This is a genomic window from Shewanella sp. SM73 (assembly GCF_025653795.1).
Taxonomy (GTDB): domain Bacteria; phylum Pseudomonadota; class Gammaproteobacteria; order Enterobacterales; family Shewanellaceae; genus Shewanella; species Shewanella oncorhynchi.
Window position 1 is genome coordinate 233,305 of sequence record NZ_JAKKRY010000002.1, and the last position, 20,045, is coordinate 253,349.

General features: G+C 44.4%; 21 protein-coding genes. 9 read left to right on the forward strand and 12 right to left on the reverse strand.

Annotation, left to right across the window (positions count from 1 at the left end):
• The first annotated feature begins 40 nt into the window (after positions 1-40).
• The gene (locus L5M51_RS04225) at positions 41-442 is read left to right on the forward strand and encodes a hypothetical protein (protein WP_263171750.1); all 402 of its coding nucleotides are present in this window, start codon (positions 41-43) and stop codon (positions 440-442) included.
• A 14-nt stretch (positions 443-456) separates the two neighbouring features.
• Here the strand turns inward: L5M51_RS04225 and L5M51_RS04230 are convergent, their stop codons facing one another.
• The 3 genes from L5M51_RS04230 to L5M51_RS04240 form a co-directional block, all read right to left on the reverse strand.
• A complete protein-coding gene (locus L5M51_RS04230; RefSeq protein WP_131525196.1) occupies positions 457-1,053 on the reverse strand; it encodes a glutathione S-transferase N-terminal domain-containing protein in 597 nt (198 codons plus the stop codon).
• 92 nt (positions 1,054-1,145) lie between these two features.
• The gene (locus L5M51_RS04235; protein WP_263145611.1) at positions 1,146-1,895 is read right to left on the reverse strand and encodes a ferredoxin--NADP reductase; all 750 of its coding nucleotides are present in this window, start codon (positions 1,893-1,895) and stop codon (positions 1,146-1,148) included.
• A gap of 136 nt (positions 1,896-2,031) precedes the next feature.
• A complete protein-coding gene (locus tag L5M51_RS04240; protein WP_263145610.1) occupies positions 2,032-2,646 on the reverse strand; it encodes a DUF5610 domain-containing protein in 615 nt (204 codons plus the stop codon).
• A gap of 226 nt (positions 2,647-2,872) precedes the next feature.
• Between L5M51_RS04240 and L5M51_RS04245 the strand changes: the two genes are divergently transcribed.
• The 3 genes from L5M51_RS04245 to L5M51_RS04255 all read left to right on the forward strand — a co-directional run bounded on the left by L5M51_RS04245 (position 2,873) and on the right by L5M51_RS04255 (position 5,353).
• Positions 2,873-3,490, forward strand: coding sequence for a SixA phosphatase family protein (locus L5M51_RS04245; RefSeq protein ID WP_028761805.1), 618 nt, complete (start codon positions 2,873-2,875; stop codon positions 3,488-3,490).
• 11 nt (positions 3,491-3,501) lie between these two features.
• Positions 3,502-4,992, forward strand: coding sequence for an FMN-binding glutamate synthase family protein (locus L5M51_RS04250; protein ID WP_105250223.1), 1,491 nt, complete (start codon positions 3,502-3,504; stop codon positions 4,990-4,992).
• Positions 4,993-5,143: 151 nt separating this feature from the next.
• Entirely contained in the window at positions 5,144-5,353 is a 210-nt protein-coding gene (locus L5M51_RS04255) for a hypothetical protein (RefSeq protein WP_105250224.1), read from the forward strand.
• 108 nt (positions 5,354-5,461) lie between these two features.
• Here L5M51_RS04255 and L5M51_RS04260 read toward each other — a convergent pair whose 3' ends face one another.
• Together L5M51_RS04260 and L5M51_RS04265 are read right to left on the reverse strand one after the other, a co-directional pair.
• Positions 5,462-5,719: a hypothetical protein gene (locus L5M51_RS04260; RefSeq protein ID WP_105250225.1), complete on the reverse strand. Its 258-nt coding sequence runs from the start codon at positions 5,717-5,719 to the stop codon at positions 5,462-5,464.
• A 79-nt stretch (positions 5,720-5,798) separates the two neighbouring features.
• Entirely contained in the window at positions 5,799-7,595 is a 1,797-nt protein-coding gene (locus L5M51_RS04265) for an ABCB family ABC transporter ATP-binding protein/permease (RefSeq protein WP_263145607.1), read from the reverse strand.
• A gap of 472 nt (positions 7,596-8,067) precedes the next feature.
• On the opposite strand from L5M51_RS04265, the gene L5M51_RS04270 reads away from it, so the two are divergent.
• Positions 8,068-8,244: a hypothetical protein gene (locus tag L5M51_RS04270; protein WP_105250227.1), complete on the forward strand. Its 177-nt coding sequence runs from the start codon at positions 8,068-8,070 to the stop codon at positions 8,242-8,244.
• A 103-nt stretch (positions 8,245-8,347) separates the two neighbouring features.
• Here the strand turns inward: L5M51_RS04270 and aroG are convergent, their stop codons facing one another.
• From aroG to L5M51_RS04295, 5 genes are all read right to left on the reverse strand, one after another.
• Positions 8,348-9,403 carry a 3-deoxy-7-phosphoheptulonate synthase AroG gene (gene aroG, locus L5M51_RS04275; RefSeq protein ID WP_131525191.1) on the reverse strand — a complete coding sequence of 352 codons (1,056 nt, stop codon included), beginning with the start codon at positions 9,401-9,403 and terminating at the stop codon, positions 8,348-8,350.
• Positions 9,404-9,753: 350 nt separating this feature from the next.
• The gene (locus L5M51_RS04280) at positions 9,754-10,947 is read right to left on the reverse strand and encodes a tetratricopeptide repeat protein (protein ID WP_212599672.1); all 1,194 of its coding nucleotides are present in this window, start codon (positions 10,945-10,947) and stop codon (positions 9,754-9,756) included.
• Positions 10,948-11,074: 127 nt separating this feature from the next.
• On the reverse strand, positions 11,075-11,413 hold the full coding sequence (locus L5M51_RS04285; protein ID WP_168824642.1) for a hypothetical protein: 339 nt from the start codon (positions 11,411-11,413) through the stop codon (positions 11,075-11,077).
• Positions 11,414-11,591: 178 nt separating this feature from the next.
• Positions 11,592-12,842, reverse strand: a complete 1,251-nt coding sequence (locus tag L5M51_RS04290) for an ammonium transporter (protein WP_028761801.1) — start codon at positions 12,840-12,842, stop codon at positions 11,592-11,594.
• 10 nt (positions 12,843-12,852) lie between these two features.
• The gene (locus L5M51_RS04295; protein ID WP_028761800.1) at positions 12,853-13,191 is read right to left on the reverse strand and encodes a P-II family nitrogen regulator; all 339 of its coding nucleotides are present in this window, start codon (positions 13,189-13,191) and stop codon (positions 12,853-12,855) included.
• A gap of 344 nt (positions 13,192-13,535) precedes the next feature.
• On the opposite strand from L5M51_RS04295, the gene L5M51_RS04300 reads away from it, so the two are divergent.
• The gene (locus L5M51_RS04300) at positions 13,536-14,078 is read left to right on the forward strand and encodes a hydrolase (RefSeq protein WP_263171751.1); all 543 of its coding nucleotides are present in this window, start codon (positions 13,536-13,538) and stop codon (positions 14,076-14,078) included.
• Positions 14,079-14,235: 157 nt separating this feature from the next.
• On the opposite strand, the gene nrfA is transcribed toward L5M51_RS04300, so the two are convergent.
• A complete protein-coding gene (gene nrfA / locus L5M51_RS04305; RefSeq protein ID WP_263145600.1) occupies positions 14,236-15,639 on the reverse strand; it encodes an ammonia-forming nitrite reductase cytochrome c552 subunit in 1,404 nt (467 codons plus the stop codon).
• 225 nt (positions 15,640-15,864) lie between these two features.
• Between nrfA and narQ the strand changes: the two genes are divergently transcribed.
• Both narQ and L5M51_RS04315 read left to right on the forward strand, forming a co-directional pair.
• Positions 15,865-17,700: a nitrate/nitrite two-component system sensor histidine kinase NarQ gene (gene narQ, locus L5M51_RS04310; RefSeq protein ID WP_263139712.1), complete on the forward strand. Its 1,836-nt coding sequence runs from the start codon at positions 15,865-15,867 to the stop codon at positions 17,698-17,700.
• On the forward strand, positions 17,693-18,322 hold the full coding sequence (locus L5M51_RS04315) for a response regulator (protein WP_105250232.1): 630 nt from the start codon (positions 17,693-17,695) through the stop codon (positions 18,320-18,322). The genes narQ and L5M51_RS04315 overlap by 8 nt, the downstream gene beginning before the upstream one ends.
• Before the next feature lie 91 nt (positions 18,323-18,413).
• On the opposite strand, the gene L5M51_RS04320 is transcribed toward L5M51_RS04315, so the two are convergent.
• Positions 18,414-18,788, reverse strand: a complete 375-nt coding sequence (locus tag L5M51_RS04320) for a YacL family protein (RefSeq protein WP_263139714.1) — start codon at positions 18,786-18,788, stop codon at positions 18,414-18,416.
• 196 nt (positions 18,789-18,984) lie between these two features.
• On the opposite strand from L5M51_RS04320, the gene L5M51_RS04325 reads away from it, so the two are divergent.
• On the forward strand, positions 18,985-19,950 hold the full coding sequence (locus L5M51_RS04325) for a zinc transporter ZntB (protein ID WP_131525184.1): 966 nt from the start codon (positions 18,985-18,987) through the stop codon (positions 19,948-19,950).
• Positions 19,951-20,045 lie beyond the last annotated feature (95 nt).

The following is a 20,045-nucleotide window of genomic DNA, read 5'->3' on the forward strand; positions in this document are numbered from 1 at the left end:
ACTGAACCTTAATTTGATTAAAATGCTTTCAGGAGGCGTTATGTTAACTGTTTTGCTGCTAGGCGTAGCCGCAATTGCGCTATTTGGCTTATTCAAACTCAATACTAGTCCCAAAAGACATAAACACTCTTCTCAAGTTGCAGATCCCAGCATTAATAAAACTCACAGTTTTCACAGTGTGAGCATAGTGAATAACGGCAGTTGCTGTGAGCAGATTGAAGCGCTTTCTGGAAAACGATTTTTATCGAAAGATGCGCCCGAAATTCCGATGGAAGAATGCACTATGGCAAACTGCCAATGCCGCTATCAACACCATGAAGACAGGCGCCAACTAGGCAATGATCGCAGAGTAGAATATGGGGTTACTCGTGAATTATTCGGCGCTTTTGGTGAACAAAATCGCCGTGATAGGCCAAAAGGAAGACGCGCAACCGACGGTTGAGCATCCTCTGCGGATTATTGGGGACGAGTTTGAATAAATGCAGGTAAATCACGCATTTCACTGAACCAAAGTGCTGTCGCAGGTGCAACCTTACGCCAATCTAGCTCTGGATGTCTAAAATCCACATAATCGAGTAAGCAAATCAAGGCTAATTGCGGTGCTTGAATCGTGGTTTGGGTGATCACAGTTTGAAGCTCAATCTGCATAAGGCCGCGCAGCAGTGCTTGTTCAAAACGTGCAGTCCAAAATACTGACCTCACGCCTTCTTCTTCACGCATTTGCTCTTGGCGTAATTTCACCGCGCTATCGATTAAGCCTTTGACTAAAGAATACTGACACTCCAGCACCCAGTTATTATTTGAGATCCCAAACATCTTACGATCGCCAAGCTCTGCATCTAGGTAACGCATGATCACTTCACTATCGAATAGTGCTACACCATCGTTGGTAATAAGACACGGGATCTGTCCTAACGGGTTAGCATCGAGTAATTCTGCGCTGTTTTCAAAGGGATTAACTAACTGCTCTTCAATATTGTTAATCCCTAGATACTGGATTAAGGCTCTTACACAACGGGCATAGGGCGAAGCTTGAGAACTTAACAACTTCATCAAAAATTTCCTTTTGTTTGCATTAAATGCTATGGCTTTTTAGGGGCAAGAACGGAAACAAGTTTACTCTCGCCTTCTATGTAAAATTGAGATTACCAGTATTTTTCAACGGTAATTTGCCCAGGAGCACGGCGTAAATTCTTCACTAACCCTTTATCGAGTAAAGCGGCTTGCGCACCATTAATCATACCCGGATTGCCGCAGATCATAACTTGAGAGTCAGCTGCGTTTAAGGTTAATCCTGCCTTTTTTTCGATTTCACCCGAGACTATTCCCTCGGGAATGCGGCACTGCAAAGCATCGGCAAAGGGTTTACGGGTCACACTCAAGACTAATGAAAATTGTTCAGGGTATTTGCGTTCTAAATTATGCAGCTTATCAAGATATGCCAAATCCTGTGCCTCGCGCACGCCATACACAAGCACGACTTGTTCAAAACGCTCCCAAGGTTCATCGGTGTCGAGCATAGACAAAAATGGCCCTACCGCTGTTCCTGTGGCTAAAAACCACAAATGCTTCCCTTGGAGTTCACCCTTAGGAATTTCAGCTAAGGTCATAAAACCGGTCGCGGTTGAGGTAATTTCAATTTCATCGCCTATTGCAAGGTTGTGTAATTGAGGCGATAACAGGCCATCCTCTACCGCAACGGCGAGCACCTCGGCATAGGGTTTATCGGGAGAATTTACTAAGGAGTAGGCTCTAGCCACACGCTTATCATCTTGCATTTGACTTAACTTGATAAACTGACCAGGAATAAATGGAGCTAACTCGGCAGCAATGCGCAATGAGAATAACTTATCACTCCAATCAATACGTTCTATCACTTGTCCCCTAATCCACATAACTTGCCCTCAAGCGAAACGTTAAATAGGCTTCCAGCATAGACTTTTTTCTGCACAACAAAAACCCCTTATATAAGGGGCTTATGACTATAACACTGAATATAGAACTGAAAATACTGAGGTATTAACTCGGACTCTATGCTGTCTCATCAGTCTTCTTGTTAAAGCTATCTCTAAAGGCTTGCAGCCCCTCTTGCACTAAGCTGTAGGTTTTATCGACACCATCGGCAATATCACCCTGCAATACTTTAAGGCCGGACAGAATATCTTTAGCCTCTTTAAAGCCATTGTCGATGGCACCGCCAATAATCCCCATAAAGCTATCGAGTTGATCACTTAGACTCATACCCGAATTTTGTTGTTGGTGAATGCTAAAAAACTGCGTCGCAAAACTCACGATACGATCTGCAGTCGCTTCTGGAGAAGTATCTACGCCATTATCGTAAGCCGTCTGAATCGCGTTCTCGCCCATAGTGGGCGCTAATTCTTTATTAATCGACTCTATCGCTGCGCGATAAAGCAAGGCCATAGACTGATCGCCTGACTTGATATTCACATCTTGCTGTGCCGATAAAATCGCTTGATTCATCAGCTGCTTACTCGTTTGCTGCGCGGTTTGCTTCGAGGTTACTTCTGTGGCTTTCGCGTCCTTCGAATCACTCACGTCGGTGCCCTTAGACGCCGCGTTTTCAGCATATTTTTTCTGTGGCAAAGGAGTACTTTGCACTTGAGGGGGTTTATTGATTTCCATGATGACTATCCATTCAATTCGGGTCGACTTAATTATCGACCAAAATTTAACCAGCTTTAGTAATTTTTAGAATTGAAGTACCATCTGACCACAAGGCCATGATAAGGCCCACATAAATTAAGTGGGTTCATTCTTTAATAAGGTGCATAAAGCGCCAACCCACCGCAATGCAGATCATTACTATCGCTGAGCTTAGACATAAGCCAATAGAAAAGGATGTTACACCATGGCAGCAGGCCGCAGTTTGAGTCATTTCCGCTTTCACGAGTTTACACTAATCCTTAAGCACTATTTTAAGCATAATCTGGGTATCAATATAAAACGCTTTAGCCTGCTAACAAGCCTCGTCATATTCACTTGCCTCGGCTTTACTCCCATTAGCCAAGCTCATGCGGAGAGCAGACTAATTATTTTAGTCAGACATGCCGAAAAAGCCGACACGCCAGCCAATAACCCGCAGTTATCACCCAAGGGAGAAATGCGCGCAACATCACTGATCACTGCCTTGAGCCGCACGCCGCTGTCGCAACTTATTGCGACTCAATACCTAAGAACCCAGCAAACACTCACGCCCATCGCCGAGGCTCGCCATTTACCTGTGACGATAGTAGAAGCAGCCAAACCTATCGAAGGACATATTCAACACATTGTCGAACAAGTGCATGCTGTAAAGGGCAATACACTCATCGTTGGGCATTCAAACACTGTCCCACTGATCATTAAAGCCCTTGGTGGACCTGAGATCCAAGCGATAAGTGAAGATGACTATAGCCAGCTGTTTTTACTCTCTCTTAATGATGACCAACCTGCGAGCTTGATCGCCACCCGTTACGGACAAGAATAAGGATAAATAACATGAGTGAACTCAATTGGTTTATGTGGGGACTCGATCTATTTTCAGGGCTGTTTTTGATTGTAATAGGACTCGCAGTACTCGCGGTTATTTACATGTATATCGCAGATAAAATGCAGACCAAACAAGCGGTAAGACATAACTATCCTGTAATTGGTCGCTTTCGGTATCTGTTCGAGAAACAAGGCGAGTTCTTTAGACAATACTTTTTCGCCCAAGACAGAGAAGAACTGCCATTCAACCGTGCAGAACGCAGTTGGGTTTACCGCGCAGCTAAAAATGTTGATAGAACTATCGCCTTTGGTTCAACTCGCCCCTTAGATAATGCTGGTACCATTATGTTTATGAATACCGCCTTCCCAACCCAAGATGAAGAGATCACACCCATTCATCCACTGACAATTGGCACCAATTGCCGCCAACCCTATACGACTCAAGCCATTTGTCATATTTCAGCCATGAGCTTTGGGGCTCTATCGCGCCCAGCAATTACCGCCCTTTCCCACGGTGCAGCGCAGGCGGGTTGCTGGCTTAACACAGGTGAAGGCGGCTTGAGCCCTTATCATCTAAAAGGTGGCTGCGATATCGTCTTTCAAATTGGAACGGCCAAATACGGTGTACGTAATGAGCACGGACATTTAGACGATGAAAAGCTCAAGTCGATAGCCATTCATCCCGAAGTCAAAATGTTCGAAATTAAAATGAGTCAAGGAGCTAAACCGGGCAAAGGTGGCATTTTACCTGGGATCAAAGTCACGGCTGAAATTGCCCATATTCGCGGTATTCCTCAGGGTTATGACTCTATTAGCCCTAATGGTCATATTGAATTCAAATCCGTGAACGATATTTTGGATATGGTTGAACGAGTACGTGAAGTTACCGGTAAACCAACGGGCATTAAGGCCGTACTCGGTGACGTGCAGTGGCTCGAAGATTTATGTGATGAAATTGAACGTCGTGGCGAAGACTCTGCCCCCGACTTCTTTACCTTAGACAGTGCCGATGGCGGCACAGGCGCTGCACCACAACCTTTAATGGATTATGTCGGATTACCACTGAAGGAAAGCTTACCTATCCTAGTTAATGTCTTGATCCAACGAGGCTTGCGTAAACGCATCAAAGTCATCGCTTCGGGTAAACTCATAGTGCCATCAAGAGTCGCTTGGGCTTTGGCATTAGGTGCCGACTTCATCGCATCGGCCCGTGGCAATATGTTCGCCCTCGGTTGTATTCAAGCCTTACAGTGCAATAGAGATACCTGCCCAACGGGCATCACAACGCACAATCCCAAGCTACAACAAGGACTCGATCCTAGGGATAAATCGGCTCGTGTTGCTAACTATAATCATAATTTACACCATGACTTAGCCTTAATTGCGCACTCTTGCGGAGTGACAGAACCAAGACAACTCAAACCCTCACATGTCCGAATTGTACTCGATAGCGGTTTATCCATTTCACTCGATAAATACTATGCACATATGGATAAGTAGCCGCGAACCCTCGCGGTTAATGGCGAATACAACTTTCGTCTATATAGGGTTTACATAAGGTATATTTGAATGCGTATCACAAAAGAGGTAAGATCCGTGACGTGAGACATTATTCAAATGTCTTACCCACAATTGAACTTAAGGAAACACTTTGAAATCTAGCTTCGTAAGCCAACTGCCCGCCAGTAAAACTGTAAGCACTAGCTGTAAGAGCTGTAATCGCCTGACCGAGATCGAAGGTGAACTGGTGTGTTTTCGCGAAGGGCAGATCATTCGACTCACTTTGATAGATGAGTCAGTACCTAAATTGAATCTTTTATGTGAAGGTTGGAAAGCGGGGAAGCTGAACGGCGTAGCTTAATTCAGCCATATTTTATCTCTGGAGTCTCTCTAGAGCATCAAGAATAGAGGCTCACCTCTATTCTCGGACGTTCTCACCTAAACTGTACTAAAGCACTAGCGAACACACCTAACGCATACCCATAAAGTCACTTGTCGGCGCGTTCATATCGCGGATCACACCTGCCAGCACCATTTCTGGATTGACTTTCGCCAAGGTAAGTCGCCGAGTGGTCACCAGTAGACCCGCGTTCAACTCAGCATGAATGCGTTGCAATGAATCATAATCAACACCACGTTTTTTCAATGTCGCCATGATGGCATACCAATCAGTGGCGACTTTTTCTTCTTTGCCTTCAATATTAGCTCTCAGTGTAATATTTTCCATGCCAGATCTCTTCCGATTGATGTGTTGGCATTGAGTATAGAGAGCCGAAGCTGAATAAAGACTGAACTGTATTGCGCTATTAACTGCTCAGATGAGTATGTTGTTGCTCATTTTGTATCCGCCATAATTTGGCATAGAGACCATTTGCCAACAGCAAAGTCTGATGATTACCTTGCTCAACTATTTCTCCTTGGCTTAATACCACAATTTGATCGGCATCGACTATGGTCGATAGCCTATGAGCTACCACTAGGCTAGTGTGCCCCTTAGCGACTTCCCGCAGTGCCGACAAAATAGCTTGCTCGGAGCGACTATCGAGTGAAGATGTCGCCTCATCAAACACCAGCACGGGCGAGCCCTTCAAAATGGCCCTTGCTATCGCGACCCGCTGTTTTTCTCCGCCAGAGAGTTTTAAGCCGCGCTCACCCACCTTTGTGTCCCAACCAAGGGCAAGTGATGCAATAAATTGCTCTAAGTGCGCTAATTTAATAGCATTACGCACCTCTTCATCAGTCGCGTCTGGGCGACCATAACGTATGTTTTCGACTAATGAATCGTTAAACAGCACAGTATCCTGCGGCACTATGGCAATGGCACGCCGCAGCGCATCTTGGGTGAGATGGCGGATATCTTGTCCATCGATTTTAATTGCACCTTGGTCCACATCGTAAAATCGAAATAGCAGTTTAATCAGGGTCGATTTACCTGCACCACTATCACCTACAACAGCCACCTTTTTACCGGCTTCAACCTTAAAGCTCACGTCCCGCAGAATTTGCCGCTCATCGTAGCTAAAATTAACATTTTCAAATATCAACTCACCCTTAGTGGGTTGAAAATCGAGTGCTTGGGGTAAGTCGACTATCATAGGATGTTTATCGAGCAGGCTAAACATGCGCTCAATATTGGCTAACGCGCCGCGAATTTCGCGATACACAAAACCTAAGAAGTTAAGGGGTAAAAAGAGCTGCATCATAAACGCATTAATCAACACAAAATCACCTAAGGTCATATCGCCATAGGTAACTCTGTATGCCGCCAGCGCCATCATAGCCGTCATCGCCAAAGCGATAATCACAGCTTGTCCACCATTGAGCGCAAACAAAGATAAACGATTCTTACGCTTAGCGACTTCCCACTGTTCAAGCGCTTGGTCATAGCGCTGCGACTCATACTTTTCATTATTAAAATACTTCACCGTTTCATAGTTCAGCAAGCTGTCGATGGCGCGGGTATTCGATAACGAGTCAGCCTTGGCCGCATCACGTACATACTCAGTACGCCATTCGGTCGCGACCACAGAAAAAATAATATAAGCCAGCACAGCAACAAAAGTGATTGCCGCAAACGCAATGCCATAGTTATAGAAGAAAATGCCGATCACCATGACAATTTCGAGCAAGGTTGGCACTATGTTGAACACCATAAAACGCATGAGGAAACTCACGCCGCTGGTGCCGCGTTCAATATCGCGGGATAGGCCGCCGGTTTTGCGCTCTAGATGAAAGTCGAGGTCCAGTCGGTGTAAATGGTCGAATACTGCTAAGCCTAAACGGCGGATCGCCCGCTCGGTTACGCGGCCAAACAAGGTATCGCGGATCTCCCCCGTAATCGCCGTTAGTAAACGTACCGCACCATAGGCCAACACTAATCCTACGGGCACACTGAGGGCTTGCGCGGTTTTATCGGCATCTAAGGTGTCGACCAAATGCTTCAGAATAAAAGGTAGAGCCACGCTGGTCAGCTTAGCGATGATGAGGCATGACATCGCCAGCGCAATACGGCCTTTGTATTCCAATAAGTAAGGCCAAAGCAGTTTCATGACGTGCCAGTTTAATTTATCGACTGGACCTTCAAAATATAACGTTGGGCGCATAGGACATAACCTTGAATGAGTTATGCCAATTGTAACAGTTCACACCGAACATAAGCTAAGCGAAACTAGCAAAGTCTGAATAAAATCAATCAGATTTTCCTGACAGACAAATAGACTTATTCACGACATACTCAGCTGCTATTTTGATTGCATTTAAAGTCAAAACATCATACTTACGCATTACACTGGCGTATTCACAATAAATGAATTTATACTGATTTGTGTTCAGGCATGTACCGTTTTACTTAACCTCAGAGCCGTATGTAGGAGGATAAGAGTGCAATGGAAGAAGGCTTGGCACAGAGTTGCTGCTGTTGATTATTTTTGCAGTTTTGCCCAAAATGCCATGGAGGCGGTTATACAAATCAATAGAATTTGTTAACCTCTACGCGCTAGATTTTGCGATTCATACGCCCAAGTTCTAGCGAGAACATTAAGACAAACAAATTAAATTAAGATCAAAGGAAGCTTTATGTTGGATTCCGCTAAAGTTCAATACCCGCCATTACCACTGATCCAAACTTGGGTGTGGATGATGATCGAATCAGGCAATCCAGAGATACAAGATAAAGGTAGAAACAACCTTATTGCCGCCTTTGGTAGCTTAGCCAAAGCAAATGAATACATTGTTGAAATAAGCAATAAATAGATAAAACAAAGGCGCCGGGATAGCGCCTTTGTTTTTACTTAACCCGCAATCGTTAACGGCTAACTCAGGTATAGTTGCGGCTTATGTTCGCTCGAGCAGACAATTAAACCTGACGGCGTTCGATAATGCTTTGGTTCAAAATGGCTAACAGACGCTCGGTATCATCCCAACCAATACACGCATCGGTAATACTCTGCCCATAGCATAACTCTTGACCTTCAATAAGATCTTGACGACCTTCCACTAAATGGCTTTCTACCATAACACCAAAAATAGCAGTATTTCCCGCCGCCACTTGACCAGCGACATCTTCAGCAACCACTAACTGACGTTGATACTCTTTACTACTATTCGCATGGCTAAAGTCGATCATGATGTTGTCGGCAAGCTTGGCTTTTAACAATTGCTGGCTAATCTCAGTGACATGCGGCGCACTATAATTGGGCTCGCGGCCACCCCGTAAAATAATGTGGCAATCAGGATTGCCCTTAGTCGAAACGATCGCCGAATGGCCCAACTTAGTCACAGATAAAAAATGGTGTGGTGCATTGGCAGCACCTATCGCATCAATAGCAACTTTGATCGTGCCATCAGTACCATTTTTAAAGCCGACCGGACAAGAAAGACCCGAGGCTAACTCTCTGTGTACTTGAGATTCTGTCGTACGGGCGCCAATGGCTCCCCAGCACATTAAATCAGCCATATATTGTGGGGTGATCATGTCAAGAAACTCACCCGCGGTTGGCATACCGCTGTCGTTCAAATCCACTAATAATTTACGGGCGGTGCGTAAACCATCATTGAGTTTAAAGCTGTTATCCATGTAAGGATCGTTAATCAGCCCCTTCCAACCCACTGTGGTTCTTGGTTTTTCAAAATACACTCGCATCACAATTTCGAGTTGATCTTTATAACGTTCACGCAGTGAGACCAAACGCTGTCCATATTCCAACGCAGCTTTGGGATCGTGGATAGAACAAGGCCCAATCACCACTAATAGACGATCATCAGACTTAGCCAGAATATTATGGATACTATTACGCGCATTAAACACAGTCGCAGAGGCTTTTTCGGAAGCAGGAAATCGTTCAAGAATCGCGATAGGTGGAAGTAACTCTTTTACTTCTTTAATGCGAACGTCATCATTTTGGTAATACATAATTTTACTGCTCCAACGCTGGTGTTTAGGCTATTTCTATCGCTGCGATAAGGGATCTCAACTGCAATACTGAGTTCAATTTATCGAGTCTCAAGCGCCAATGCAACCAAGTTGTCTCCATTTCAAAAAATCAAATATAACTTATTGTTTTAATATATTTAAAAAAAATCAAAATTCAAATATGCCAGCTAACTCACGGCCTTGATGAACAAAATCGAATATGGCGGATAAAAAGGAATAAACATATTTACTGCAAGTGTATTTAGGTGCCCTATATTAGCAAGCAAAGATGTTTACCCGTAATAAGCTTAATTGATGGCCAGCGCTCTATAGAAAAGAGCGGGCAAATGCTAATGCTGTAACATGACTTGTAACTTGCTCTGATAGCGTTGACGCTCTGACTCATCTCGGCTCAAAGCCAAGGCTTTATCCATATTCAGTTTGGCACGCTTTTCGTCCCCCAGCGCCCAGTAGGTTTTAGATAAACCGAAGAAGAACTCATGACGATAATCCGCTTTTGCCAACGCCCTTTGATACCAAGCCAAGGCCTCGTCGTATTGATGCTCATCATAGGCTTGCTGCCCCATGTCATAGTAATAATAGGGATTACGTATTCGCGCTAATTCAAGCACTTTATTAATTTCGGCCCATTCATCAAGCCGCCCCTGCTCCCCTAAAATCAAGGCTAAGTTATAAAGCGTTGTCAGATTTTTCGCATCAAACTTGAGTGCATAGCGATAAACCTGTTCGGCCCGCTTTTCATCACCTTTATGCCGGTAAATAATGGCGAGCGTGTTGAGTGAAGGAACAAACTGGCCGACTTTTAAACCCACTTTAATCAAGGCATAGGCCCTGTCTAAATCACCGTTCACCAAAGACTCTGCCGCCATATTGTTGTAAAACATGCTGATTAAGGTCTGCCGATCCACTTGGGTTTTACCGTATCCCCGTAGAGCTCGCTCTGGCATAAAGTCCACTAAAACTGCGGTAGATGACACATAAACTGAATGTGCGTTTTCAGGTGGAAGTAAGCGTAAATTCACATGCCCATTGATTAAATAGAAATCACCTTGCTTATCCCATACGGGTTCTATCGCAATATCTTGATACTCAGCACTCACATTCAATATGTCCGCTAACGCAGAAGTCATGACCACTAAAGACATGCAATTACCCGCCTTTTGGGCGTAGGTTTCACGGGCAATTTGGGTCAGATTATCTTGATATCGAAAATCAATGTTAGCGCTATTGGTTTGACTCGCATTAATATAACTAGCTAACCATTCATTGGCTAACATGTTGTTATTGTGTGACAAAGTGTATATCCCATAGCGACGTTTTACGTCTGTTACGACCTCGGGTGGCAGATAAAAAATATCCGCAACAGAAGGAATATCGGCCACAGGGGTAAACAGTGAATCGGCAAGTAACGACTCAAGATCCGACGGATTAGGCTCAATGGTCGTCGAGCTACAAGCAAACAATTGACTGAATACAACGCTCAAGATCGTACTCAAGTATACGGCTCGGAATAGTTTCGACATACGTCCTCCCACACCATTAGCTCCTATTTGAGCTTATTACAAATGGCGAAAAAGACGACATAAAATGGTTACAAAAAATAATAATCGCGATCGATTGAAAATAATTGCAAATAATTTAACGAATTAACTATTGCGAAGGTCGGTCAACTTCTATGTATAACTCACGCTGCTGATAATCATACGGCCGATAGTTATGCTCTCCACAGGTAAAATGTCGATAGGGTTTCATGACCGTAACGCAACCTGAGGGTAAAGCCTGCAGAATTTGGATTTGCTGCTGGCGACGAAGTGACTCCTGCCATTCAAAATCCTTGAGCACTTGATCACGCACGGCAAAGGCATCGACAGGCTCACTTGAGCGATTAACGATCACTTCTCCTGCAAAGGCAGAAACCGATATCCAGCCAGAAATGACGATAAGACTTAGTCGCGAAAATTGACCTATTGTTTTTATATTCAAGCTCATAGAACACTCCTTAATTTATGCAAGAAAACAGAATTGCTCAGTAATTAAGCTTATGACCCTGTGCTAAAACTTCAATCACAGTGATTACCCATAAAAAAGCAGAGCCTAGGCTCTGCTTCACTATCCCTCGATCCAAGCTAAGCATCAAGGTGAATCACGCATTAATGTGCAAGTTTAATCAGCCCGCATTTTTGACCGTAACAAACTCAGGATAGGCATCAATACCGCAGTCAGAAGCATCCATACCGTTGTATTCTTCTTCCTCAGTAACACGGATCCCCATGGTTATCTTAATCACATACCAGACAGCAAATGATGAGCAGAATACCCAAGTGAAAATGATCGCTGCCCCCGTCAACTGTCCGGTAATAGTTGCATTGGCATTGGATAATGGCACACACATTAAGCCGAGGAAACCAGCCACACCGTGTACTGAAATCGCACCGACGGGATCGTCAATCTTAATGCGATCTAAGCCCACAATCGAGAACACCACCACACCGCCCGCCACTAAACCAATCACACCCGCCATTAACAATGAAGGCGAGAGAGGATCTGCCGTAATCGCCACTAATCCAGCCAAAATACCGTTAAGGATCATGGTCAAATCCGCTTTACCCCAAATCATCTTACACACGATAAGAGCTGAGATGGCACCAAAAGCCGCTGCGGTATTGGTATTCACAAACACTTTCGCCACTGAGCTTGCATTCGCCGCATCCGACACCATTAATTGCGATCCGCCGTTAAAGCCAAACCAGCCCATCCACAGAATAAACATACCTAAGGTTGCCATTGGCAAGTTAGAGCCTGGAATAGGATTCACTTGGCCATTAGGCCCGTATTTACCCTTACGCGCACCGAGCAATATCACGCCAGCAATCGCCGCGGTCGCCCCCGTCATATGCACAATACCGCTACCAGCAAAGTCTACAAAGCCCAGTTTAGCGATAAAACCTTGGCCCCAAGTCCAATAACCTTCTACTGGATAGATAACCGCTGTCATCACCACAGAAAAGAACAAGAAAGCCCACAACTTCATCCGTTCCGCCACAGCACCAGAGACAATTGACATCGCCGTTGCCACAAATACAACTTGGAAGAAGAAGTCAGATTCTAATGCATGGCTCGCATCTGCTGATTGCGAACCAATTAAGGTGCCAATTGACGGTAACCAGCCACCTTCAGTGTTATCCACATACATGATGTTATAGCCAACCAACAGATACATCACACAGGCAATCGCGTACAGCACAACGTTCTTAGTTAAAATTTCAGTGGTATTTTTAGAGCGAACTAAACCCGCTTCTAACATAGCGAATCCCGCCGCCATCCACATGACTAAAGCGCCAGAAATCAAAAAGTAAAAGGTATCGAGTGCAAAGCGTAGTTCAGTGACTGTGCCGCCTAATTTCGTTAATTCTTCCATTGTCAGCCCCTTATAGCGCTTCAGTATCAAGTTCACCCGTACGGATACGGATAGCATGTTCTAAATCAACGACGAAGATCTTACCGTCACCAATTTTCCCCGTATGGGCCGCAGTGGTAATGGCCTCAATCAACATGTCGAGATTTTCAGCCTTAGTGGCAATTTCTAGTTTTACTTTTGGCAAAAAATCCACCTGATACTCGGCGCCGCGATACAACTCTGTATGCCCTTTCTGACGGCCAAAACCTTTCACTTCGGTCACCGTCATGCCCTCAATACCAATTCCGGCGATAGCTTCACGGACATCATCCAACTTAAACGGCTTGATGATAGCGCTGACTAGTTTCATCCTGACCTCCAAAAAAACGCGATTGTTATTAACTTGTATCAAAGGTAATTCAATCATTAGGCCAACAATTTAATCTATTGATTATTATTGGTTTAAATTGTTTAACACTATTTTTTAAGGTTAAAAATGCACCATAATCGAGCACTAACTGGTGCGATGCACTCTTTTAGTGAGCAGTTTAAGTGCGACAGCTATTCGACCTTAGGCCTATTGGTAACAAGGTTAAATTAGGGTCTACTGGGGGAAGCGTAAATCGAGATGAAATCTGAGCATCACAACACAAGCTCTTAGACAAAAGCGAAGATCATCACTAAGACAATCATCAAGCGCAGAAGGAAGGCCCGATGTTAAAACCAGAAGAATGTGTTCTCGTTATTGTCGATGTGCAAGGAAAACTTGCACAAATCATGGATAACAGTGACAAGCTGCATCAACAACTACAGACCTTAATCCAAGGCGCACAATTATTTGAAATTCCAATACTGTGGTTAGAACAACTACCCGATAAACTCGGAGCAACTAGCACTGAGCTGCAAACCTTACTTGCGAAAACCAGCTCACCCATTGCTAAGCAGCATTTTAGCGGCTGGCACTGTGACGCGTTTGCAAAGGCATTAACTAAGACGAATCGCAAACACGTCATAGTCGCGGGTATTGAAACCCATGTGTGTGTTTACCAAACCTGTTGTGACCTTATCGAACAGCAATATTCGGTGCATTTAGTCGCCGATTGCGTATCGTCACGCAGTGCTGAGAATAAACAACTTGGGATCCAAATGATGACGGCCAGGGGCGCCCTATTAACTAACGTGGAATCGCTATTATTTGAATTACAACATCAAGCCCAAGGCGAGCAATTTAGGGCGTTATTAAAACTGATCAAATAGCGATTTAGCCCGTGGTATTCACTCGGCCAGCATGATCAACGCCTGACATTACTCGATATTTTTTCCATAAAAAAGCCCCCGCTGAGTCAGCGAGGGCTTTTGTTTGCATGAGGGGTTAGCTCATATCGAAAACTCAACCACGATTGATTAAAAAAACCTACTTATAAGTGGCTTCGCGTTTTTTCGCTTCTTCATCCCACTTAGGTAACATGTCTTTCTTAAATGCTTCTTTCTCAGCATTCATCTTTTTCATGTCCATACCTAAGGCTGCTTGTGCTTTAGCTTTAGTAGAGATATCAGGAATCGCAACAGGATCTGTGATGCCTTTTTTACCGAGTAATTGCGCTAACTTCACACGAGCATCAGCAGCTTTATTCACTGAAGTACCTAAAACACGTAGGGCTTCTTCAGGAGCATGAGCAGCAACACCATGGGAAGCAATCGCTAAATCCCAGCGCCATTGAGCATGACGGATATCGGTCAAGATAGGCTTCATTTCAGCTTCAGTTGCACCCAATTCCCACGCTTTAGCAGCTTCGAAGTGCGCTTTCACTAATTGCTCTTCCGCTTTCAGTTTCATTTCTTTAACTTTAGCTTTACGTTCATTAGTGACGCCAACTAAGAATTCTTTCGTTTGGCTATGGCAAGTTGCACAGGTTTCTTCGAAACGGTCAAATGGATTACCCACTTTATGATCGGTAAATTTCTTACCTTCAGGGCTTGTCACTTTTGGCATATGGCAGTCAACACAACTGACATTATTTTTACCATGAATACCCAGTTTCCAAGTTTCATACTCTGGATGTTGCGCTTTTAACATAGGTGTTTTAGACAGCGCATGAGTCCAATCGGAGAACTCGATACCGTCGTAGTAAACTTCCATCTGGTCAACAGTTATGCCCATATCCCAAGGGAATTTGACGAAACCTTTTTTGTCTTCTTTTTTCTCAAAATAGTATTCAACGTGGCACTGACCGCACACCATAGATTGCTTGTCTTTCTTCGAAGCTTTATCAAATGGCGTACCGATAGCATCCATTGCACGGTCTACATAAGGACGAGAGATCCGCAGTTTTGGTGAGCCTTTTTCATGACAATCACCACAGCCAATGGTGTTAGTGACTTCAGGGCCACCCTTAGCCCATTTACCTTTGAAGTAGCCATCTTCACCTTGCTCTTCAATTAAGCGAGGTACATCAGGGCTCTTACAGCTCCAACATGCCATAGGCAATGGACCATCTTCCGCATTTTTCGGCGCACCAGTACGTAGGGTATTACGCACGTCGGTCACGGCATACATATGGCCGCGAGGAGCGTTGTAATCTTTTGCGAATGCATAGCCAGCCCACAAGATCACCATATTAGGATCCTGCCCAATCGCATCGACAAGTTCTTCACTCTTTGCGGTATCATGCCAGCTATTATATTGATTCTTAAATTTATCTTTATAAACTTCGTTGCGAGGCTCTGTTTTATCACTCGCCATTGCGCCCGCTGCCATGAAGCTGGCGGCAACCAGTGCACTCAGTGCAAAGGACTTACCTGTCATCTTCTTCATCATCTCATCTCCGTGTTGCATTATTGTTGTAAATCACGACATCTCCATGGTCAAACTTAGTGATTTAACCCTGCTAAAAATATACCTCTTAGGGGGTATCTAGGTTGAAGTTTGCGCTAGATCAAAATGTAAAGGTGTTGTTGTTCACATTTCTATACTTTTGTTAATGTATTACATTATTTTCTAATGTAAAAACCACTGCAAAGTGCCATAACAGCGGCCATCAAAATGAACAGCGGATTAATGAAACGAGGTAGTCTAACCTCAAAAATCTTAGGATTAATGTTAGTACTTATTCTGCTCTCTAGTAGTTTATCGACTTTTGCTATCATCAATTTGTCCTACAGCTTAGGCGACGCCAAGGCGATTAATGCCTCAGGGTCGCTGAGGATGCAAAGCTATCGGTTAATGTTTTACGCCAACTCAGGCAGTGATGCTGCGCAGGATAAAATCACCGAATTCGAAAATACGCTCTATTCCGACACGTTAAAGCCCTCGGAAAGTTGGTTTAGTCCGCCAGAAATTGCCGCTCAATATCAGCTTGTCATCGATAAATGGCTGGTGATGAAACACTACATAGAACAAGAAAACTCCCGCGATTATGTCGCCTCACTGAAGGACTTTGTTGATACCATAGATTTACTGGTGCTTGAGATGGAGCACTACGCCGCCTTTAAACTCAGGCTCCTTGCCGCCAGCCAAATATTAGGCTTAGGCGTCATGCTCATTATCGCTTTTGTGGCCGTGCGTTTTACAAAGAAGAAAGTGGTGATCCCACTGCAAAAACTGATGGAGTCGGCGAATACCATTTCTAAAGGTAATTTTGAAATTGAAATGCCCGAGACCGAATATATTGAACTCACAGCGCTGACCCATGCCCTACAAAAAACGGCTAAGGAACTCGCGACGCTTTATGGCAACCTAGAATCGCAGGTAGCAGAAAAAACCTTAGCGCTGACAAGGGCCAACAACGAGCTGGCATTCTTATATGATAACCTACTGACATTAAACGCGAATAAACTCGATTATAAGGCGCTCAAGGCGGCACTGAATCAGTTAAAAGGCTATGAATCACTCGACTACCTAAGACTCATTATCCAGTATCCCGAGCAAGAGCTTGAAGTGATTGAGGCCGATGGCGGCTGGCCAGATATGACTCAAGAGAGCACCCGTTTTCCACTGCAATTTGAGCAGGCTAATTTAGGCTATTTAGAGTTAATTGCCGCTCAAACACCCAATATCGCCTTGTTTAACAATTTCGCTATTATGTTGACCCGCTCAATCGTGATCCACAATGCCACAGAGCAAAGACAGCAACTGGCGCTAATGGAGGAACGTGGCGTAATTGCCCGAGAGCTGCACGACTCTTTAGGTCAAGTGCTATCTTTCCTAAAAATCCAAATTAGCTTATTACGCAAAAACTTAGATTGCAGTTGCCGCAGTCCAATCGTTGAGGCGCAGCTAACCGAAATCAACGAAGGTGTAAGCACTGCCTACGTGCAGCTCAGGGAGTTACTATCCACCTTTAGGCTCACAATTAAAGAACCCGATCTAAAAAGTGCTTTAGAGGCTATGCTTGAGCAACTCAGGACAAAGACGAATATAAAGATAACCTTAGACTATAAACTTGCGCCACAATGGCTAGAGGCAAAGCAACACATCCACATACTGCAGATCACGCGAGAAGCGACGTTAAACGCCATCAAACACGCTGAGGCCAGCCTCATTAACATCCATTGCTATAAGGATGACGAGGGTATGGTCAATATTGATGTTTGTGATAACGGCATAGGTATTGGACATTTAAAAGAACGAGATCAACATTTTGGCATAGGTATAATGCATGAACGAGCCAGTAAGCTTTCAGGTAAAGTCGTGTTCAGCGACAATGATTTAAAGAAATTTAAACCTGCTATGACAACCACGACTGAGCAAGGATGCAATGCACAAGACGACGCACTCAAACCTAACAGCCCATTAAACCTTGTGCACCACAGCAAAGGGTCAAGTGGCACTAGAGTGACGCTTATTTTCCCATCTCAACAGGAGCCTTCAAATGGGTAAACCTTATTCCGTACTGGTGGTCGATGACCATCCCCTCTTGCGCAAAGGCATCTGCCAGCTCATCGCTTCAGATCCTGACTTCAGCCTATTTGGCGAAGCCGGTAGTGGTTTAGACGCATTAACCGCAGTGGTCACCGATGAACCCGACATCATATTACTCGATCTGAATATGAAAGGCATGACAGGCCTAGATACCCTCAACGCCATGCGCCAAGAGGGTGTTACCTCACGCATAGTAATTCTCACCGTTTCCGATGCAAAACAGGATGTTATCCGTTTACTTCGTGCTGGAGCCGACGGCTATTTGCTCAAAGATACTGAGCCAGATTTGCTGCTCGAAAAACTCAAAAATGCCATGCTTGGCCACAGGGTGATCAGCGATGAAGTCGAAGAATACCTTTACGAACTTAAAGATGCGACCGATGAACAAGAATGGATTTCGAGCCTAACCCCAAGGGAGCTGCAAATTCTACAGCAACTGGCGGAAGGCTTAAGTAATCGCATGATTTCAGAGCATTTACACATTAGTGAAGGCACAGTTAAAGTGCACGTGAAAAACCTACTGCGTAAAGCCAATGCTAAATCGAGAACCGAAATGGCGGTGCGCTACCTTAATAATTAAAGATACGAAAATGAGCTTGGTATCGCGAAAACAATAAAGGCAATCCCATGATTGCCTTTATGTTTTTATCAAATAGAGATTAAATAAATGATTACAAACCTTTCTCAATAAATTGCTGCCAACTCAATAGCGCCAGCTCAAAATCCTCTAGGCCACAATAAGCTTCTGACTCAGCATCATAGAGTGACATAGCCTCTTCCAATTCATATTCTTGCTCAAAGCCTAAGGCATTGGCAAAGACTCGGGCCTGTTCACGCTCTAACTCTAAGGTAAAATCATTACCAACAAGACGCCATGAACCTCGTTTATCGGCTTGAATTTCTTTTATCACACCCAACACTTGCTGAATTTTAGCTAACTCAGTCCCTAATTCTTCCGTAAACCATTGCCCAAGCACTTCATGATCCATGCTAAAGCTAGCCAAAAAAGTGCCAGTTAAACTGTTACGCCGAAATTCGTATTCCATTTTATTGTCTCTTTGATCTAAGCCTACTAATGCTAATTTTAACCTATCCTTGGCTAAGTTGCTTGCATCCCTCAGCACATCAAATTTATGTCAATTTACGTTTTTCTCATGTCGTTAAGCATAAGTACTGACTTCATTTTCATGACAAAATCAGTTAGTTTGTTTGGATGATTTTGAAAGTTAAATGGAATGCGATATGCACGAAGGGTTTATCTACAGTTTAGTGCTCAGCGGCGCCCAAGCGGGTTCCACCTTGAGCCTAGAACAGATCGAAAAATGGGATCCTCAGGATGGCCTACTCTGGTTACACCTTCGCTATCGCAATAAAAAGGCACGCCACTGGATACTCAATAGCGGTCTGCCTAAGGTCGAAAGTGATGCCCTACTCGCCCAAGACACTCGCCCCCGCGCTGTGATTACAGGTGAAGGTATATTACTCGCATTACGCGGCGTTAACCTCAACCCCAATTCAGCTCCCGAAGACATGGTGGCCGTGCGTATTTATGCCGATAAACAGCGGATCATTTCCACCTGCGATCGCGAGTTACAGTCGGTCAAAGATGTCGCCGAGCTGATCCTTGAGGGAAATGGGCCTACAACTACAGGGGACTTTATCGTCGCAATCTGCGAGCGACTGACCAATCGTAAAGTCGAGTTTATTGATAAATTGGAAGAACAGCTCTCTGATTTAGAAGAACTCGTCGTCTCAGGCAATGTTAAAGATTTACGTACCGATATCGCCGAACTGCGCCGTCAAACTGTAGCCATTCGCCGCTATTTAGCCCCACAGCGCGAAGCATTCTCGAAAATGATTTCCGAGCAATTCAGCCTATTTAAAGATACTGAGCGACTCAAGCTGAGGGAAACAAACGATAAACTTATCCGCACCATTGAAGATCTCGATGCCCTGCGCGATAGGGCTAATGTAACTCAAGAAGAATTACTCAGTCAGCAATCGGAGCAACTCAACAAACGCTTATATTTCTTATCCTTAGTGTCAGCAATCTTCTTACCGTTGGGCTTTTTAACAGGCTTACTTGGGGTCAATATTGGCGGGATACCGGGCGCGGACAACACTTGGGCCTTCGCCACCTTCTGCGGCATATTAATCTCACTCGTCGCCCTGCAAATGGCGCTGTTTTATCGATTTAAGTGGTTATAGCCACCTTAACACAACAAAGCCAATCAATTAGGATTGGCGTTGTTTTCGTTCATTCTTATAAGCTGAATGTTATGAGCTAATGCTTATGCTCTAAG

Excerpts from the sequence above, each read along its gene's own strand:
- L5M51_RS04270 (WP_105250227.1), top strand. The coding sequence starts at position 8,068 with ATGTTGGATTCCGCTAAAGTTCAATACCCGCCATTACCACTGATCCAA.
- L5M51_RS04265 (WP_263145607.1), bottom strand. The coding sequence starts at position 7,595 with ATGCGCCCAACGTTATATTTTGAAGGTCCAGTCGATAAATTAAACTGG.
- L5M51_RS04245 (WP_028761805.1), top strand. The coding sequence starts at position 2,873 with ATGGCAGCAGGCCGCAGTTTGAGTCATTTCCGCTTTCACGAGTTTACA.
- L5M51_RS04280 (WP_212599672.1), bottom strand. The coding sequence starts at position 10,947 with ATGTCGAAACTATTCCGAGCCGTATACTTGAGTACGATCTTGAGCGTT.
- L5M51_RS04325 (WP_131525184.1), top strand. The coding sequence starts at position 18,985 with ATGCACGAAGGGTTTATCTACAGTTTAGTGCTCAGCGGCGCCCAAGCG.
- aroG (WP_131525191.1), bottom strand. The coding sequence starts at position 9,403 with ATGTATTACCAAAATGATGACGTTCGCATTAAAGAAGTAAAAGAGTTA.
- L5M51_RS04230 (WP_131525196.1), bottom strand. The coding sequence starts at position 1,053 with ATGAAGTTGTTAAGTTCTCAAGCTTCGCCCTATGCCCGTTGTGTAAGA.
- L5M51_RS04260 (WP_105250225.1), bottom strand. The coding sequence starts at position 5,719 with ATGGAAAATATTACACTGAGAGCTAATATTGAAGGCAAAGAAGAAAAA.
- narQ (WP_263139712.1), top strand. The coding sequence starts at position 15,865 with ATGAACAGCGGATTAATGAAACGAGGTAGTCTAACCTCAAAAATCTTA.
- L5M51_RS04315 (WP_105250232.1), top strand. The coding sequence starts at position 17,693 with ATGGGTAAACCTTATTCCGTACTGGTGGTCGATGACCATCCCCTCTTG.
- L5M51_RS04300 (WP_263171751.1), top strand. The coding sequence starts at position 13,536 with ATGTTAAAACCAGAAGAATGTGTTCTCGTTATTGTCGATGTGCAAGGA.
- L5M51_RS04285 (WP_168824642.1), bottom strand. The coding sequence starts at position 11,413 with ATGAGCTTGAATATAAAAACAATAGGTCAATTTTCGCGACTAAGTCTT.
- L5M51_RS04320 (WP_263139714.1), bottom strand. The coding sequence starts at position 18,788 with ATGGAATACGAATTTCGGCGTAACAGTTTAACTGGCACTTTTTTGGCT.
- L5M51_RS04295 (WP_028761800.1), bottom strand. The coding sequence starts at position 13,191 with ATGAAACTAGTCAGCGCTATCATCAAGCCGTTTAAGTTGGATGATGTC.
- L5M51_RS04225 (WP_263171750.1), top strand. The coding sequence starts at position 41 with ATGTTAACTGTTTTGCTGCTAGGCGTAGCCGCAATTGCGCTATTTGGC.
- L5M51_RS04250 (WP_105250223.1), top strand. The coding sequence starts at position 3,502 with ATGAGTGAACTCAATTGGTTTATGTGGGGACTCGATCTATTTTCAGGG.
- nrfA (WP_263145600.1), bottom strand. The coding sequence starts at position 15,639 with ATGATGAAGAAGATGACAGGTAAGTCCTTTGCACTGAGTGCACTGGTT.
- L5M51_RS04235 (WP_263145611.1), bottom strand. The coding sequence starts at position 1,895 with ATGTGGATTAGGGGACAAGTGATAGAACGTATTGATTGGAGTGATAAG.
- L5M51_RS04290 (WP_028761801.1), bottom strand. The coding sequence starts at position 12,842 with ATGGAAGAATTAACGAAATTAGGCGGCACAGTCACTGAACTACGCTTT.
- L5M51_RS04240 (WP_263145610.1), bottom strand. The coding sequence starts at position 2,646 with ATGGAAATCAATAAACCCCCTCAAGTGCAAAGTACTCCTTTGCCACAG.